At 37.3% G+C, this 15,920-nt stretch carries 13 protein-coding genes and 1 pseudogene; 4 read left to right on the top strand and 10 right to left on the bottom strand.

Features of this window, described 5'->3' with window-relative positions; translation table 11 throughout:
- Positions 1–2: 2 nt before the first annotated feature.
- Positions 3–1,544 (bottom strand): spore germination protein, encoded by a 1,542-nt coding sequence (locus tag CHI06_RS25795; protein ID WP_095251513.1) that lies wholly within the window; start codon positions 1,542–1,544, stop codon positions 3–5.
- 160 nt (positions 1,545–1,704) lie between these two features.
- On the opposite strand from CHI06_RS25795, the gene CHI06_RS25790 reads away from it, so the two are divergent.
- A complete protein-coding gene (locus tag CHI06_RS25790) occupies positions 1,705–2,631 on the top strand; it encodes a DMT family transporter (protein ID WP_095251512.1) in 927 nt (308 codons plus the stop codon).
- Positions 2,632–2,686: 55 nt separating this feature from the next.
- On the opposite strand, the gene CHI06_RS25785 is transcribed toward CHI06_RS25790, so the two are convergent.
- The 4 genes from CHI06_RS25785 to CHI06_RS25770 all read right to left on the bottom strand — a co-directional run bounded on the left by CHI06_RS25785 (position 2,687) and on the right by CHI06_RS25770 (position 5,790).
- Positions 2,687–3,145, bottom strand: coding sequence for a hypothetical protein (locus tag CHI06_RS25785; RefSeq protein WP_095251511.1), 459 nt, complete (start codon positions 3,143–3,145; stop codon positions 2,687–2,689).
- Positions 3,146–3,150: 5 nt separating this feature from the next.
- Positions 3,151–3,939, bottom strand: a complete 789-nt coding sequence (locus CHI06_RS25780; RefSeq protein WP_095251510.1) for a hypothetical protein — start codon at positions 3,937–3,939, stop codon at positions 3,151–3,153.
- A gap of 132 nt (positions 3,940–4,071) precedes the next feature.
- Positions 4,072–4,617: a GNAT family N-acetyltransferase gene (locus tag CHI06_RS25775; RefSeq protein ID WP_095251509.1), complete on the bottom strand. Its 546-nt coding sequence runs from the start codon at positions 4,615–4,617 to the stop codon at positions 4,072–4,074.
- A 12-nt stretch (positions 4,618–4,629) separates the two neighbouring features.
- Complete coding sequence (locus tag CHI06_RS25770; protein ID WP_095251508.1) at positions 4,630–5,790, bottom strand: DUF3800 domain-containing protein; 1,161 nt, start codon at positions 5,788–5,790, stop codon at positions 4,630–4,632.
- Positions 5,791–5,990: 200 nt separating this feature from the next.
- Here CHI06_RS25770 and CHI06_RS25765 point away from each other — a divergent pair, with 200 nt between their 5' ends.
- Together CHI06_RS25765 and CHI06_RS25760 are read left to right on the top strand one after the other, a co-directional pair.
- Positions 5,991–6,569: a LysM peptidoglycan-binding domain-containing protein gene (locus tag CHI06_RS25765; RefSeq protein WP_095251507.1), complete on the top strand. Its 579-nt coding sequence runs from the start codon at positions 5,991–5,993 to the stop codon at positions 6,567–6,569.
- 137 nt (positions 6,570–6,706) lie between these two features.
- Positions 6,707–7,768 carry a LysM peptidoglycan-binding domain-containing protein gene (locus tag CHI06_RS25760; protein WP_441296725.1) on the top strand — a complete coding sequence of 354 codons (1,062 nt, stop codon included), beginning with the start codon at positions 6,707–6,709 and terminating at the stop codon, positions 7,766–7,768.
- Positions 7,769–8,210: 442 nt separating this feature from the next.
- On the opposite strand, the gene CHI06_RS25755 is transcribed toward CHI06_RS25760, so the two are convergent.
- The 4 genes and pseudogenes from CHI06_RS25755 to CHI06_RS25740 form a co-directional block, all read right to left on the bottom strand.
- A complete protein-coding gene (locus CHI06_RS25755) occupies positions 8,211–8,411 on the bottom strand; it encodes a cold-shock protein (protein ID WP_026568674.1) in 201 nt (66 codons plus the stop codon).
- 177 nt (positions 8,412–8,588) lie between these two features.
- Entirely contained in the window at positions 8,589–10,094 is a 1,506-nt protein-coding gene (locus CHI06_RS25750; protein WP_095251525.1) for an acetyl-CoA hydrolase/transferase family protein, read from the bottom strand.
- Between the two features lie 120 nt (positions 10,095–10,214).
- Positions 10,215–10,858 (bottom strand): annotated as a pseudogene (locus tag CHI06_RS25745) (LytTR family DNA-binding domain-containing protein).
- Positions 10,855–11,598 carry a DUF2161 domain-containing phosphodiesterase gene (locus tag CHI06_RS25740; RefSeq protein WP_095251505.1) on the bottom strand — a complete coding sequence of 248 codons (744 nt, stop codon included), beginning with the start codon at positions 11,596–11,598 and terminating at the stop codon, positions 10,855–10,857. Before CHI06_RS25740 ends, CHI06_RS25745 begins: the two are co-directional and overlap by 4 nt.
- Before the next feature lie 200 nt (positions 11,599–11,798).
- Here CHI06_RS25740 and CHI06_RS25735 point away from each other — a divergent pair, with 200 nt between their 5' ends.
- Positions 11,799–13,367 carry a hypothetical protein gene (locus CHI06_RS25735; protein WP_095251504.1) on the top strand — a complete coding sequence of 523 codons (1,569 nt, stop codon included), beginning with the start codon at positions 11,799–11,801 and terminating at the stop codon, positions 13,365–13,367.
- A 58-nt stretch (positions 13,368–13,425) separates the two neighbouring features.
- Here CHI06_RS25735 and CHI06_RS25730 read toward each other — a convergent pair whose 3' ends face one another.
- A complete protein-coding gene (locus CHI06_RS25730) occupies positions 13,426–14,526 on the bottom strand; it encodes a threonine aldolase family protein (RefSeq protein ID WP_095251503.1) in 1,101 nt (366 codons plus the stop codon).
- Positions 14,527–15,920: the final 1,394 nt, after the last annotated feature.

The raw sequence follows: 15,920 nt of genomic DNA, 5'->3' as shown, positions 1-15,920 counted from the left end.
TCTTATCCCTTTCTTTGTTTAACGATATCCTTTGGTTTTAAATATCCTGGGCGAAACCTTTCTTTCATTGGAACATGACGGATTATTAAGTCCTTTGAAGAAAAAGAATGTGGTGTCATCGGTGCAAAATATGGTGTGCCAAATGACTTCAATGACGTTAAATAAAAAAGTCCTGCCATTAATAAAGCCATCACTCCATAAATTCCGATAAAGCCAGCTGAAAAAATAAATAAGAATCGTGTAATACGAATGGCAAAATTCAAGCTTCCATCCGGGATAATAAATGAGCTCAATCCGCTTAAGGCTATGACGATGATGACAATTGGACTAATGATGTTTGCCTGCACAGCGGCTTGACCTAAAATTAACGCACCGACAATCCCAATGGTTGGACCTATGGGAGATGGCACACGTAAACCCGCTTCACGAATAAGCTCAAAAGCAATTTCCATCATGAGGACTTCCACTATTGATGGAAAAGGTACCCTTTCCCTGGTTCCGGCAATCGCCATCAATAAATCTGGCGGGATCATGCCGACATGAAAGTTTGTAATCGCAATATATAATGGAGAGGTAAAAACGGCAACAAACAGGGCAAGGAATCGCAAAATCCGAATGAAATTACCGTAGGGTGTACGCAAGTAATGATCTTCTGGCGAATGGAACATAGTCCAGAAGGTAGCAGGAAGAATCAGACAGCTTGGTGAATTTGACATTAATAATATGATGTGACCTTCTTCAATGAATGAGGCTGCCCGGTCAGGACGTTCCGTATATAATAGAGTTGGAAATAGTGACCTTGGTCTTTCTTCTAGATATTGCTCAAGAATACTTAAATCGAGAATCTTATCCGTATCAAGAGAGGATAACTTATCTTTTATTGTTTGAAGTAGTTCATCATTCACTAAGTCTTTTTCATAAACAAGAAATACATCATTTCTTGAACGTTTTGTAATAATCTTTGACTCAACGATAAGATTTTCATTTTTAATCTTTTTACGGATTAAGGCAATATTATCAACGACTTTTTCGTTAAAAGCTTCTTTTGCCCCTTTTACAATGACTTCGTTATCTGATTTTTCAATGGAACGGCCATGCGTTTTGGTCGTTTCATATAAATAGCATTGAGAATCGCCTTCCACAAAGAGTACAGTGACTCCACCCGAAATGAATTCAGTTATTTCTCCTATATTGGTTGCAGTCTTTGCCATTGGGTAGGAAACAATATCTTCAATCTTAGCTGAAGGCTCCTCGTTTCCCAATAGTTTTTCCATGATGCTTTCTTTAATATGCTCTAGGTCAACCATGGTACTGACGAAAAAAATAAAGGCACGGCGATTTAGTGAACGGATGATAAACTCACGTACCTTAACATCCGTATTTAAAGGCACACTAAAAATTGTCTTGAAAGTCGCTAAATTTTGTTCATAGTCGCTGCTAATGTCTTGTTTTTTTAATGTAATTTCTTCTGTATTGGATTTTTCCTTATATTCTGGTTCTGTATTGAGACTTTTCATCAACAACTTGGAGATTTTCTTCCTCATCGTACACCCCTCCCAGTTTTTATATCGTTTTCCAACTAAAGGGGTTTTATGTATGAATTGGACGGCTGAAAAAAAGTTGTAAGATTAAAATTTTTTATTTCGAAATTCGAAAAAGATGGTAAAATACAAGTTATTACAGTTTATGAATTAGGGGATTGGTATGAAAAATAAATGGTTGATTTACAGTATGTTGTTTTTTGCGACGGCTACATGGGGAAGTGCTTTTATTGCTGGTAAAATTGCCGTTCAAAGCTTTGAACCGGCAACGGTAGCATTTTTACGATTTTTAGGGGCTGCAGTTCTTTTATTTCCACTTATGTGGATTATGGAAAAAAACCGAAAGAAACCAACACTGAAGGATTATGGATTATTTGCAGTTCTTGGCTTAACCGGTATCGCACTCTATAATATCTGTTTTTTTATTGCCACGAAACAGGCACCAGTGATTAAGAGTTCACTGTTTATTGCCTCAAACCCGGTATTAATTGTTCTTCTATCTGGGTTATTTTTAAAAGAAAAAATCACGAAGAATCATATTATTGGCATGGTAATTGCCCTATCGGGGGCTGCCTTTATTATCACAGATGGTCATATCCTAACATTGTTTCAATTAGGCTTTGAAACGATTGATTTCGTTTTACTTGGTGCCGTCATTAGTTGGGCTTTATACAGTGTGGTTGGTAAAGTGGTTTTGAAAAAATATAGTGCCGTGGAATCCACTACTTACGCGGTTGCGTTTGGTACGGTATTTTTAGCACCGTTTGCTTTTGTTGAAACGTCCTGGCAGGATATTGCGCAGGCCAATGTTTCGACCTGGGTTGCGATTGCCCATATGAGTATTTTTGTAACCGTCGTTTCCTTTATCATGTATTATTACGGAATCAAAGAGGTTGGTGCAGCCAAAGCTTCAATTTTTATTAATGTCATGCCGGTATCGGCTGTATTGATGGCTACCATCTATTTAGGGGAAACCTTCACCTGGGCTCATGGAATCGGGGCTGCATTTGTATTAACCGGAGTCTATATTGGAACAAATACAAAGTTATTTACTAGAAAAGTACCAAACGTGAACGTTGCGGATTGTTAAGAGTTTTCAAGACCCTCTTCGTAGAAAAGCACCACGATTCAAAAGTGGTGCTTTTTCAATTCACTTTTGCTACTCCTAATGCAAAATAGTTCCAAAGAATATTCTCGACTAACTCAGCTTGTGTTTCTTCACAATCAATAATGAGAATAACCTCTGAATGCTTCCCTTTTAAAACTCGTTTTTTCTTCTTTAAAACTGTTTCAGTGAAAAGTCTAATTGCCAATCCTAGTACAAATCCGATAAAGGCACCAATAAGTCCCCAGTAAATTGGACCCCAGGCTAATTTAAATCCGATACTAGCACCAATTACCGAAAAGGCAGTTGCTAGGGCTATCCCTATATCACTAAATGAAGTACCGTCTGAATGATGTGTGGAATCAAAAACCTTGCGTCCCTCTGTCCTATTATCTAGTGGGATCGCAAATATAGCTTCTTTTTTAATCCCCTTTTTCTCCAATTGTGAAATAGCTATTTCTAAAAAAGCGTTACTTTCAAAAGTGGAAAAGAACTGCAAACGGATCACGTCACCTTTTGTCCTTTTAGTAGTCGAAAACCTGTTGCTTGGTAATTCTTTTTTAAATATTTCATTTGTACTTCTTTGTAGAGTTTATTACTTTCGATTGCACTCATGTAAGCATCAAAAGCTGCAAAACCATAATGTGATGGAAGGAATAAGAGCCATTCAGGATTTAAGACAATGGTGGCCTGCCCTACTTTGCCTAAAAACAAGAGGGAAACGGCCTCCTGGACATGCGAAAAATAAAAGAATACGACCACCCAAAAGATAACGAAAAAAGCTGTCATAATTCTATTTACATATAGCTGACCAAGACCAGGCATGAATAACGACCATACCACAGCAATAACAGGATTTCTTTTATCAAGGTAATTTATTTCAACTGCTCCTAGGCTGAAGGTATTAAAACTGTGATCCTCACTGTCTGCTAAAAGATAAATTTTGTTCATATCAACCGTTGTTCGATAACTATCCCATATGGTAAAAAGGTAAACTGGAATATACATTAAAAGCCATCTTGTGTCTAAAACTTCCTTCGCCAAATCAATATTTCCTTGAAAAGAGTAAATCATTGCTAGATTTACATGAGCCTTAATATTCACAATAACTTCCCAAATAAATAGTACATACCCTCTAAGGTACTTGGACAAAAGCATATGTCCGAATCCAGGAAACGCAGCGGACCACCAAGCAATAATATAAGGGTTTCGTAAGTGAATTTGAGAGATGCCTAAAATGCTAACATGTGCTTTGTATCGTCTGGCTGTATTGTCATTGGTATAATTGTTCATTTCTAGCCACCTACAGAAACCGATTAATTTCCAGTAGATTTCCAAATAAAATATTTATTATCCTATTTTTACATTTATACTACTGACTTTAATCCAAAATAAAAACTCGTCCAAGTGAACGAGTTGTATTTACTATTTATTTATCCAATCCTTTGCCAACATGCTGAACGTTACTATGTCTTCAAAATGGTCATATAGCCATTGTCCATCCCGTCTAATTCCTTCACTAACAAAACCTAATCTCTCAGGTATAGCAATACTTTTATGATTGTTTACAGCGACTTGGATTTCAACTCTATTAATCATTAAGGTTTCGAATAAGTATTTTAATAACGAAGATACTGCCCTTGTGATAATCCCATGACCCTGCGCTTCTTCAGACAGGAAATAGCCAATACTGGTGGCGCTGTTTTTCCAATCGATATAATGAAGTCCTACCATCCCAACTAGTTTCCCGTTGTACCTTATTCCGGCATCAAAGCCATTATTATCCGCATAATTTCTTATCCAAATCGGAATGATTGGCTCGAAATCATCTGCTGATTTCCGTTTATCTACCCATAGCAGCCATTTCCGAAGATGTTCACGGTTTGAATCGATTAAATCATATAATTCTTCCTTATGATGCTGCTGTAATAATTCTATCGATATTTCTTCATCTACTCTGTATGAAAACATTTCCATTTCCCCTTATTTGCCATTCGTTAAAGCTGTTTTTTCCATTTCGATCATTCTTTTTAAGTATTCATATTCTGATTTTTCTAGAATGTCTATATCCCTGTTTGTTGCGAGCAAGATTTGGTCCCTGGCCTTGGCAACTCTTTGAATCATCGGATGGATGGTTAAACTTGATAAATTAACAAAATCATATAAATCATTTAAACAAACCGGCAGTTTATAGCCTCTATTGCTGGAGGCAATCAATAACCCATGATCGCGCAGCTTCGATACAATATTTGAACGAAAATAATGCTGTTTGATTTTGTTCACTCTGATAGCATTTAGGTTATCAAGAATTTCCTCCGTATATACGTACTCATCCGGATTTTCCTTCAGATTAAATAGAAGAAACTTTAGTAAATCAATTCGGACTCTTTCATCCTCTTCTTCACTTTTTCTATGTTCCTCAATGTACTGATAAGCCAAATTTACAGCTTGTTTAATGATAATCTGATCGCTTTCTGAATCCGTTTTTTCATAATGGTAGTCATAGAGATAGTGCTTATAATCATGCGGCCACAGATTTATGGTGATGATTTTGTTTTTCAAAAGTTTATAAAACGATGGATACTGTTTAGAGTGATGTTTTCCGTCATACCCTTTCGCTATTGTCCCAGCAATAAACTCTGCCAATTCAAGAAGAATTTCGGAGTGGCTATTGTTAAAACCAAAGGTGGAATAATTAAATAAGTCCGGGATGCACCTCTGTTTTACGTAAGCGGTAAATTCCTGCATAAACTCCTTCGATCCCTGTTCATCAGCGACAAGATCAAGGATGTCGAAGGTACGATATAAATCATCAAAAATCTTACGATTAAAAAATTTAATAAACGTCTTTTCATATGTAACGCCGCTGTCTTCCCTAATTTTCCGTTTATCAATAACATACGCATACACTTTAAATGGTAAATCCTTTAGATCTTTTAGGATTTCCATTCGAAGATTATCGTCGACTTCTCTTTTTTGTAAGTGTTTTAATTTAATTCTTTCTACTTCTCGCTCGAGGATTTCTTTATCAGAACCTTTTACTAAGATAGAAACGATTATAAAGTGGGTCGAAGTCTCTGGTTGATCAAAATCGAATCCATAATGGCCAAATTCATTTATAAAAGCATATTGGATATCATTCAATTTTTATCCCACCTCACCAATGGAAAACTTACTATACTTATTTCAACAAAAAGTCCTTTAAACCTTTTAAATATGATTTTTTTCCTTAAATAATCCTCTGGGACTATAGTACCTATTGTAAAACAACCTCATATTATCGTTTTCTTGAAGAATACTAAGGTTTAAATTTGTTTTTTATCGAAAGGAGAATCTTACACAAGTTGAACGTTCTAAAACATGAAATTAGAAAATTGAATCCTCAAAGTGACGAATTTACGTTATATATATACCTGCATGATCCGTTATCGGAGTTTGGTGCCGAACTAGGCAGCGAATCCTCTTCAGATAAAAGCCTCCAAGCAACAGCGAAGCAAATCTTAAAAGAACGCTACCCTGGTTTAAAGGTTACGATGATTAAGGTCATCCTTGGAGGCATGGCGGTAACATCTATCTCGTTAAGTACGAATGATAGGAACTCCGTGCAAGCTGTAGACAACCCTGCCAGTGTAGCTCAATCCGATGGAAATTCTAACACTACCTACACTGTGGCGGCAGGTGATACTGTATATGGTATCTCAAAAAGGTTTGGAACCACACCTGAGGCATTGAAAAGCGCCAATCAATTATCCACAGATTTTCTTCAGGTTGGACAAGTATTAACTGTCCCGTCATCGGGATCAAACTATTACACTGTTGTCGCTGGGGATACTTTATGGAGTATTTCTAATCGCTTCGGGACGACAGTTGCTGCCTTAAGAAGTGCGAAGCTAGTGATATTCTCTCGATTGGGCAAACGTTAAGTATTCCGGCTGCTGGCGTTACTCCTACAGCACCGTCTGCACCTGTACCAGCGCCAACACAATATACCGTAGTGTTGGGGGATACTTTATATAGTATTTCTAATCGCTTCGGGACAACTGTCTCTGCCTTAAGAAGTGTGAATCACTTAACCAGTGATTTTCTCTCGACCGGACAAACCTTAACCATTCCGACTGCTGGCGCAACTCCTACACAGCCGACAGCTCCTGTACCTGTACACTATACTGTGGTGGCGGGGGATACTTTATATAGTATTTCTAATCGCTTCGGGACAACTGTTACTGCCTTGAGAAGTACGAATAACTTAACTAGTGATAATCTATCAATCGGACAAACGTTAACAATTCCGGCTGCTGGCGCCACAACGACACAACCGCCTGCTCCTGTACCCACACCACTTGTCAAAGAAGAGAGAAAAACCTTTACATATGCGGTCAAATCTGGGGACAGTCTTTCCGTAATCGGGAAACGATTTGATGTTCCAGTTGAAAGTATTCGAGTCGCGAACCATTTAGATAGCGATTTATTACAAGTGGGGCTAGCTCTAACAATACCAGATGGATTGAATGCACCTACTCAGACCGGAACTAATATCATTACTTATACCACGCACACCATTGCGTCTGGTGAAAACATTTGGGACTTAAGCGTAAGGTATGGAGTTCCTCAGGCCGAATTATTAAAAACCAACAACCTGACAAGGAGCAGTATGCTTACAGTAGGTCAAAAATTGAGAATACCTGTTCACAACATTGGAGTAAAAGAAGTTGTCAGTGAAAGACATGGAGAATATATGGATTGGTTGACGGAGGCTCAATATATTTTTACCATTGGAAAGACAGCAAAAGTGACAGACTTTGCAACGGGGAGAAGTTTTAATATAAAACGTACCATTGGTGCGAACCATGCTGACAGTGAGACGGTTACGACGAATGATTCCAACATTGCCAAAAGTATTTGGGGAGGATTTTCCTGGACACCAAGAGCGGTAATCCTCGAAATAGATGGGAGAAAAATAGCAGCTAGCATGAGTTTTATGCCTCATGAACGTGAGTATATCGCAAACAATGGGATTACCGGACATTTTGATGTTTATTTTGGAGATAGCACACGCCATGTTGATGGAAAAGCTGATGCCAAACATCAAGCTCAGGTTGAAAAAGCCGCTGGAAGACGTTAAATGGGCAGTTTTTTAATTATTTTCAAAAATAATTAGGGATTGCGGTGATTGTGTGCTATACTGTGTCTACCATTTGCTTTACGTTTTACGTTTTTCGATTACCCGCCCTGCTCAATTACTGAGCAGGGTTTTTTTTAGCTTTGTGAACATTTTGAATAAAGCTTGGGCATGATTGAATTTAATCGTTACCTCTGACTCTACCTTTCCTTGTTAAAGCGTAAGATTAGCCTCTATTCGTTACCGATAACCCTTCTTTTCCTCGTTCACGGGCACGAGTAGCTCCTACTCGTTACCGATAACCCTTCTTTTCCTTGTTTACGGGCACGAGTAGCTCCTACTCGTTACCGAGAACCCTTCTTTTCCTCATTCTCGGGCACGATTACTCCTAAAACAACGAAAAAAGACTCTCAAATGAGAGTCTTTTTATATATGTCGGTTCTAATTATGCTTTACGAACGTTAGTAGCTTGGGGTCCACGTTGACCTTGTTCTACTTCAAAAGTAACTGCTTGACCTTCGTCTAAAGTTTTGAAACCTTCGCTTTGGATAGCTGAGAAATGTACGAATACATCGTCTCCTGCTTCTCTTTCGATGAATCCGAAACCTTTTTCTGCATTAAACCATTTTACTTTACCTTGTTCCATTTGTTGTTTCCTCCTCGTGTGCTGTGCACACATTGTGTTACTATCCTTGCTCAGTTCTTTAGACGTAAAGTTTGAAAACTTTTTAATCCAACTGACAGACAAAAATAATTCTTCTTTACTATAACAGAGATTTCCTATTAATGCAAATTAATATCTGAAATCTTTTTTTAAACCGTTTCAAGTATCTTTAAATAACATGGTCCCCTTTTGTGCAAAATTAGTATGCCAAGAGAAGGCTTTTTCTAATACATGCGGTGTTTGACCACCTCTAGTCAAAGCTTCTTGATAATATTCACGAAGTTGCTCTCGGTACATTGGATGGGTACAACGCTCGATCATTAATTCCACCCGTTCTCTTGGTGCAAGACCACGCAAATCTGCATAGCCCTGCTCAGTTACGATCACATCTACATCATGTTCCGTATGATCCACATGGGAAACAAATGGAACGACACTTGAAATGTTTCCACCTTTTGCAATCGACTTTGTTACAAAAATGGCCAATCGTGCGTTACGGGCAAAGTCTCCAGATCCACCGATACCGTTCATCATTTTTGTACCTAATACATGTGTAGAATTAACATTTCCATAGATATCTACTTCTAAAGCCGTATTAATAGAAATCAATCCAAGACGACGGATAATTTCCGGATGGTTCGATATTTCCTGCGGTCTCATGATTAATTTGTCACGATACTTTTCAAAATGAGCAAATACCTCTTTCATTTTTCCATCTGAAAGAGTAATCGAGCAACAGGAGGCAGTTCTTACTTTCCCTGCATCAATTAAGTCAAACACCGCATCCTGTAATACTTCTGAATAGACCTCTAAATCTTGAAATTCGGAATCAATCATCCCATGAAGAACTGCGTTAGCGACGGATCCAATCCCTGACTGGAGCGGGGCCAAGCGTTCTGTAAGTCTGCCATCAGCCACCTCTTTACGTAAAAACTGAAGCAAATGCTGGGCCATGATATCTGTTTCCTCATCCGGCGGGACAATTGTTGACGGAGAATCAAGCTGGTTGGTAAAAACGATGCCTCTTACCTTATTGACATCAATATGAATTCCGTGTGTTCCAATGCGGTCATCTGTTTCTGTTAACGGGATTGGGTCCCTCTCCCCTTGTTTCCCTGGTTCATATAAATCATGGAGTCCTTCGAGATTTTCATTTTGAGCTAGGTTGATTTCAATGATAATTGACTTTGCATTTAACGCGAACGATAATGAATTGCCAACAGATGTAGTTGGAATAACCATACCATCCTCTGTAATTGATACCGCTTCCAAAATAGCAAAATCAATAGGAGCAATCACGTTTGCACGTACCAATTCAGCTGTGTGTGACAAGTGTTGATCGACAAATAACAGTTCACCGCTATTGATTTTCTTTCTCATAGTTGGATCAGCCTGAAACGGCAGTCTCCTTCCAAGAATACCTGCTTCTGCAAATAATTTATCTACATCAGAGCCTAAAGATGCGCCTGTATAGACATTGACTTTAAAGTTTTCGGACTTCACTCGATTTACTAATGCAAACGGAACTGCTTTCACGTCACCAGCACGTGTAAAGCCGCTTAATCCCAATGTCATCCCATCTTCAATCCAATCCGCTGCCTCTTCAGGTGTCACGACCTTGTCCCAAAGCCTGGGGTCTCTAATCCGCTTTAAATTATTGTCCATCATCCATCCCACTCCCCTTTGCCCTTATTTTAACTGAAAGGGTTTACCATAAAGGAAAATGGAGGATTAACTACGAAATATTCAGACAAGACAGCAAATTCAGTTTCTAAAGCAGCATAGTCAGAACCCAAGCAGCCTGCGGAAATAGCTAGAGTAGGATTGACTGACTGGCACTTTGTCTCCGTTATCCATAGATAAGATAAATGTCGAATGGGTATCAGGAAATATCTCTTTAATGTGATTGACATTGACAATAAACGAGCGATGGCAGCGGATAAAATCATCCTTTGGCAGCAAAAATTCAAAATCCTGTAAGGTGTTTTTATGGGTGCCACAATGTTCCTTTCCGTTTACAAACGTTTTTTTCTCCTTCGCCTCTAAGTAAATTACTTCGGAAAAAGGCATGGGAATCCATCCATCCTCGGTTTTAATCGTTACAACTAATTTTCCGCTCGTTAAAGCAGGAAAAATCGCTGTAACACACCCTTCCAACTTCCCTTCGTGGAAAAATGGAACTGCCATCCCATATACGGGATGCCAAAGACATCCCGGTCGATAAATTCCGATACCTTCTGTCTAGAAGATACCGCTTTATATGCAATAGTCCCTTCTTTCAAAAGGTCCCCTCGCCGTATCTTCAAATCCACTCTTTTACTAGGACGATAATAGATATACTCACTAGTATCCGAGACCGCAATCGAAATTTCCTCTGAAAATAATTCACTAATGACATCTAGCAGGGAAACAACTGTAATACTCTTCAATTGGATTCTCCCCCGTCACTTATTTCTAGTTTTTCTAAATAATACTTTATGAGATCCTGAAACTCCTGCATCTCAAGTTTTCCTTTTTCATTAAGGATGTAGGTTCCCCTCTTAATCCTATCAAACCATCCATAATAGTTTTTCGTTAAGATAGAGGGTATTTTATCACCTGCTCCAAGGTCTTTTAATGCCTTCGGGGATAACGGTCCCATTTTATCTAGGAAACACGCAATTTGTATGCAATTTTCTTTGTAGGCAGTCATGATTTTCGTTCGACTGCTGCCCCCAACATTGAAATCGGCACTGCGTCCGTTAATTTCTTTCAAAATGGCATCTCTTTTCATCTTGTTTCTAGCGGTGCCTTTTTTAGGATTAAAGGGAGTTGGGTGGATGAGTATATCTACACTTGAGCGATTTCCTGGAAAGGAAACGACAATCAAACCTAGTTCTAGTCTTTTTATTAAATGACATTTATCTGCCCATTGCTTGGAATTCATCCGGACCTTAGGTTTAGGAATCGCTATATATACTTGATTTGTTACCTTTTGCCGTTTGGCTGCTTGAATAAGAAGATCTACACTTAAGGTGAGCTTTAATTCAATAATGACCAGCTCATCCTCTTTAACTGCGACCATATCACAGTCCTTTACTTCACCATAAACCTCATAGCCTTCCCGTGAAAAATACCTCTGTATCGGTTTATATAAATCTACCTCTTGTAGTTTTTTCTTCTCTTTCATTTGTATCTCCTAATAATCTTTTTCTCCTAGTAATCTTAACATGAAAAGGTTAGCGGTTTAACTTAGATTTTCAAAGGAATTAGTTATATAACAATTTTTTACAAGTGAATTGTATTTGAAATAGCCTATTCTGTCAGAATTATGTTACTATTATTTTTGTTAAAATAAATAGAGAATTTGAGTGTTACTGGGGGATAAAAATGAAAGATAAATTCTTAACAAAGCTATATTGGGTAATACCTGGGGTCATCCTTATTTTCGGATTGCTATTATTATTTTATGAAAACTTTACTAAAGTGACAGAACCGCCTGCCTCAGATTGGAGCAGGGCCTTAACGGTTGGAGTAACCAATCTCAATAAACTGCCTCCTGTCAAAGTGACAGAAGATGGAGAATTTGTTTTTACTAGATTTGAAGATGGAAAATTGGCCACTACAACACTTGGAAAAGATTACAAGGTTAAAGACCAGAATACTTATGACATACCAGTAGATAAATGGACACAAGTATTTCAGCAAGATGATACAATCATCTACTTTGATTTCAAAAATATTTATGATCAAGATAAAAATACTATAATTACAAATATTGAGAAGTTCTATCCTCTCGAAAACATGATTCTTTATGTAAAAGAAAACGAACTCTTTCAGCTTTCACCCGATAGTAAGAAATCCGAAAAAATTATGGATGTTGATTTAAAGAAACTGAATATTATTCCTCAGGAAAACGAAGAGGGAGTAAATATACTAGCTTATGCTTCGGATCCAAACGGAGTCGATCTTACTCTGCACCAATTAAATAACGGAAAAATAAATACGGTTTATCAAACAAGATTAAAGGTTGACCCTGGAAAAGTTGTTAACGATATCTCCTTTGCAATGGAAAATCAAACCTTAGCACTTTTACTCCAGGAGGAACTGCAATCCTCACAAGGAAATCCAGAGTTTTTCAATTATTTTGTACAAACAAAGATTACTAGCCAGGATACGCCACGGCTATTTGAATTACATTTTCAAGACCCAGCCGGTACGAAAAACCTGACCGAGGTTTCAGATGTCGTTCTTAAATTAAAAAATGATAAACCAATTATTTTATTTCATGCTAATGGGCGAACAGAAACTCAATTCAATGATAGTTCAACCTTTAATATCTATACAGCTGATATATACGAAGAAGGCAGGACTAAAACAGAGAGACGCAGCAATACTCCAGAAATTTCAACTAATCCGCAGTGGATGAATGAAGATTCCATTGCATGGGTGGATTTGGTCGGTGATGGACATAAAATAAAAATATCATCATCTAATAAGGATGCAATAAGTAGTTTAATTGAGTTCACGCAAGACGATTGGCTGCATGCACTTGGAAAAACGCTGGGCATGGTAACTTCGTCATTTTTTGGGATTGCCTTTTCAATTATTTGGTTTATTTGGCCCATTCTTTTCATTGTGTTTATGTATATTTTCAGAAATAGAATCGCTGATCGTGACCCGGCTTGGTACTTTTATACAGGAATTGGGCTTTACGCTATTGCAGCGGTCATTTGGAAAGATCGGTTTTTTGTGGATAACATTTATACAAACGCACCAAATTACTTAACCTTTACCGGCAGTTCGTATTTTTACATGATCTTGTTCGCAATCATTGCTTTTTGGTTAACGATTCATACGAAAAAAACAAATCATTGGACCGGTACAGTTAGAATTATGTATTTTGTTGGTATTCACATCTTACTATTAACAATATTCTTAGGTCCTTATATCATATAGCATAATAAACTCCCCATTTCTGAATCTGAAAATGGGGAGTTTATTTGTATGGATGAAGTTAACTCTTTTTGAATGCCTTCATTTTTTCATCTAAAAGTTTAAAAACCTTTGATAATTCTTCTTTTGGAAGCTGGGAATACAAATCCCCAATGCTTACTTCATAGTTACTTGCTGCCTTATTAACTTCGCGAACATAACTGGTTAAGCCAATGCCAGTTTCTTCGTAGATTGATACTAATATCAATTCCATTTCCTCTTTTGGTGCATCAAAATGGACATGAAACATATTGGAGACTGGTTCCGATGGCTTGGTAAAAACACCATGACATTGATTAAAACAGCGGGCAAATTCTTTCGCTTCCTCATAGTACTGATTCATTTTTTCCACTCGTTGATCGAAATAATAATCGGCACTTAAGATGTAAGGGTAAAGACTGATTAAATCGCCGCCATAACGCCTTTTCCATACTTTCGATTCATCCGTAAAGGCTTTATCGCCTGCGAGAATCGCACCTGCAATCCCGCCGATTCCTTTGTAAAAAGAAACATACACACTATCAAAAAGCGCACAAACCTCTGCAGCAGACTTTTGATAGTAAGGTAGAATTTCAAAGAGTCTTGCTCCGTCTAAATGTAAACGAATCCCCTTTTCCTTACAATAAGCCGAAATATCCTCCAGTGTTTTGTAATCCGGAAGTTGTCCGCCAATCTCTCGTTGCGGCAATTCGAGCAATAAACAGGCAATGTCCTCCTCTAATCCTACAACGTCTTCAAGTTGAATAACTCTGTCTTTATCTGCTAATAAAATAGACTCAATATGGTGCAATTTCTTTAATCCATCTTCTTCATGTATTTCTAAATGGCTTAATGGATGGTAGGCCACTTTATTGATTCCCTTATGGTCACACCAAATTCGTAAAGCGATTTGCTGAGCCATTGTTCCGCTTGGGAAAAAGACAGCAGACTCTTTACCAAGGTACTTAGCCATTTTCGCTTGGAAATCGTCGATGACTTGGCCCTTACCGTACATCTCGCTTTCCATCGCTCCATCGATATTCATGAATGCCTCTTTTAACACATGAATATTCCTTGGACCATGACTAGGCGCCTTATAAGAGGTTTTATTATAAGATTCTGCTAAAATATTTTTCTCTGACATTTTGTTTCTCCCTTCAGACACTATTACTGAATGTTATCTTCTATTTCTATATTAACAGTTGTTTATCTAACCTTAAATAAATTATGACATGGAAAAGGACATCATCAAAGGATGAAATTTTATATAAATTATTGTCTAATATTGTTAAAGAATCTTTATAAAAAGCTATTATATCAATGTTATATTCATTTTACATTAAATCCCATTAAATAGTTTAAAAATGTTTCGGGGACAAATTCGGGGACAATTATGTAATAAAAAAACATTGAATTTAGGTACTCAGAATTTTTCAGCCCTAGATTATATTGATTAATGGTCTAGGAAGCCAAACTAGACGGGCCAAATTTTCCTTGGTTCAGTTACGAAAGATGATACAAACAAAAAGACTGTGGAGGATATCAGTGGTCCAATCAGTTTCAATTTCCGTATCAAGGAGTCTCGGTAGTCTCTTGATAGTTTTTTAGACCGTTTTCCCTCAACCTCCACAGTCTCCATTCTAGAATAAATATTTACTTATCACAATTTAAAATATTATCCTAGCAGCGGTAAAGCAAACCCCAGACCAAAAAATATTTTAAGATTTAACCCTGTTGATGTAATAAAAAGTTTTTTCTTTGTAATCAATAGAGCCTTCCATTTCGAACTTGATTAATTTTGATTAAAACTGCATTAAATGATATATATATAAATGCGGTAAAAGCTTGAAATAAAGCCATTTTTTAAAATAACTTAAAATACAAAATAAATTCATTCCGGCATGATTTCGGCACGAAATCGGCATGGTGCCGGCAGGTGCTTAAGCAGCATAGATAAGGGTTTATCAGGGTTTCAATATGCAATTATCAGCACTTTATAAAAAGATGGTAAAAAGAGAACCCACAGATTACAATCTGTGGTTCTTTTCATATACTCACAAATTTTCAGCCCATGCCTATATTTATGAAAGGTCAAGAATCCAAACCAAACAGCAGACGTGTGATGGTAAATGTATGAGAGATAATTAACCATCCCTGAATCAAGGACAAAAAAGCATATTTTTTGCTCTCTTTTATTTATAATTTAAATATGAAGAAACTGTTACCAATATATATGTTTGATGGTCGAAAGTTACCAAAGATTACATCATGCCGCCCATTCATGACTATATATAATACAATGAAATCAAAATATAAAAACGGCTTCGTATAAAGGTTTTACTAACTTGTGTTAAACAATGTCGAATGAAATAAAAATTTATTGCGGACAAACATGCGGACAAATTTAGTTATAATTGATGGTAATTTTATTGGTTCTGGCAATACAATAGGCTATTGGTGAGTTAATTTAGATTGCAATTATAACAGCTGGTAGAGTGCTACTCACGTTAATTGATTTGCTTATTAATTAGCAATCAC

This window comes from Bacillus sp. 7884-1 (genome assembly GCF_002272245.1).
GTDB lineage: Bacteria > Bacillota > Bacilli > Bacillales > Cytobacillaceae > Neobacillus.
Note: the sequence above shows the minus strand (reverse complement) of the source record. Positions and strands in the feature narration are given on the sequence as shown.

Coding starts and splice junctions, on each gene's coding strand:
- CHI06_RS25730 (WP_095251503.1), bottom strand. CDS start 14,526: ATGTCAGAGAAAAATATTTTAGCAGAATCTTATAATAAAACCTCTTAT.
- CHI06_RS25755 (WP_026568674.1), bottom strand. CDS start 8,411: ATGGAACAAGGTAAAGTAAAATGGTTTAATGCAGAAAAAGGTTTCGGA.
- CHI06_RS25780 (WP_095251510.1), bottom strand. CDS start 3,939: ATGAACAATTATACCAATGACAATACAGCCAGACGATACAAAGCACAT.
- CHI06_RS25750 (WP_095251525.1), bottom strand. CDS start 10,094: ATGGACAATAATTTAAAGCGGATTAGAGACCCCAGGCTTTGGGACAAG.
- CHI06_RS25775 (WP_095251509.1), bottom strand. CDS start 4,617: ATGTTTTCATACAGAGTAGATGAAGAAATATCGATAGAATTATTACAG.
- CHI06_RS25790 (WP_095251512.1), top strand. CDS start 1,705: ATGAAAAATAAATGGTTGATTTACAGTATGTTGTTTTTTGCGACGGCT.
- CHI06_RS25735 (WP_095251504.1), top strand. CDS start 11,799: ATGAAAGATAAATTCTTAACAAAGCTATATTGGGTAATACCTGGGGTC.
- CHI06_RS25795 (WP_095251513.1), bottom strand. CDS start 1,544: ATGAGGAAGAAAATCTCCAAGTTGTTGATGAAAAGTCTCAATACAGAA.
- CHI06_RS25740 (WP_095251505.1), bottom strand. CDS start 11,598: ATGAAAGAGAAGAAAAAACTACAAGAGGTAGATTTATATAAACCGATA.